The sequence below is a fragment of the Caldibacillus sp. 210928-DFI.2.18 genome (assembly GCF_020554505.1).
In the GTDB taxonomy this organism is placed as follows: Bacteria; Bacillota; Bacilli; order Bacillales; family Caldibacillaceae; genus Caldifermentibacillus; species Caldifermentibacillus hisashii.
The window spans coordinates 1-1,010 of record NZ_JAJCHL010000195.1 but is presented as its reverse complement, the minus strand read 5'-3'; the positions used below and the strand labels follow the sequence as shown (position 1 = coordinate 1,010).

The window sequence follows — 1,010 nt, the reverse complement described above, 5'->3', positions numbered from 1 at the left end:
GAGAAGCCCCCACTTCAAGCGACCCGCAAGGGTGGTAAGTGGAGGGTAGTTCACTTTTGTCAGGGGAAAATTGGAATTTCATGTACAATCTGATTCGTTCCTTTTATATGTTTCGCATACAGATAAAGGAAAATAGGGGAGTCAAGCTAATGTGTTCTTCCTTTTTTCCCTATTCCTTCAATAATTTTTCAAAGTTGCATAGTAATATAAAAAGGAACATATTAGTTGTCTATCTTGTTGTTTCTTTGTATCATGTTGGATAGGTGATCGAAAATGGAGGAAGCTGTTGAGAAAGTTATAATTGTAGAGGGAAAATCGGATAAGAAAAAAGTACAAGAGGTAATAAATGAATCTGTAGAAATCATCTGTACAAATGGAACGATTGGGCTGAGCAAATTGGATGAACTAATTGATATGTTATATGATAAAGAAGTATTTGTGCTTTTTGATGCTGATGACTCAGGAGACAAATTGAGAAAACAATTCAAACGTGAATTTCCGGAAGCAAAACATATATACATTGATCGTACCTATCGGGAAGTTGCTTCAGCCCCGGAAAATCATGTTGCGACTGTTCTTTTACAAGCAAATATACAAGTACATTCAAAATATTTATTGTAATCTTAAGCCATATGGAAATAAGGGATGAATCAAATGGAACAATGGACTGGTGAAACATTTTACCAATATTTAAAGAGCGGGAAGAAAGGTGCCTTTTACTTATACACCCCTTTATGTGGTACTTGTCAAGTAGCAGGAAAAATGTTAGAAGTGATCACGAAATTATTGCCGGACTTACCGATTGGGAAAGCCGATATAAATTATTTACCGGAAATTGCGGAGACATTTTTTATCGAAAGTGTTCCCTGTTTAGTCCTCTTCAATGAACATCAAGTGAAAGAAAAAATTTATGCCTTTCAAGATGTTCCTTACTTATATGAAAAATTAAAAAAACTTTAACGGATTTCCGAAAGAAGTCTCCCATCCTCAAGGAATGTGCAGGGCGTAGC

General features: G+C 35.6%; 2 protein-coding genes. Both read left to right on the top strand.

Translation table 11 applies throughout. The features are described from left to right. Positions 1–273: 273 nt before the first annotated feature. Entirely contained in the window at positions 274–621 is a 348-nt protein-coding gene (locus LIZ98_RS17515; RefSeq protein WP_034772173.1) for a toprim domain-containing protein, read from the top strand. A gap of 33 nt (positions 622–654) precedes the next feature. Then, positions 655–960 carry a thioredoxin family protein gene (locus LIZ98_RS17510; RefSeq protein WP_034772299.1) on the top strand — a complete coding sequence of 102 codons (306 nt, stop codon included), beginning with the start codon at positions 655–657 and terminating at the stop codon, positions 958–960. Positions 961–1,010 lie beyond the last annotated feature (50 nt).

Excerpts from the sequence above, each read along its gene's own strand:
- LIZ98_RS17515 (WP_034772173.1), top strand. The coding sequence starts at position 274 with ATGGAGGAAGCTGTTGAGAAAGTTATAATTGTAGAGGGAAAATCGGAT.
- LIZ98_RS17510 (WP_034772299.1), top strand. The coding sequence starts at position 655 with ATGGAACAATGGACTGGTGAAACATTTTACCAATATTTAAAGAGCGGG.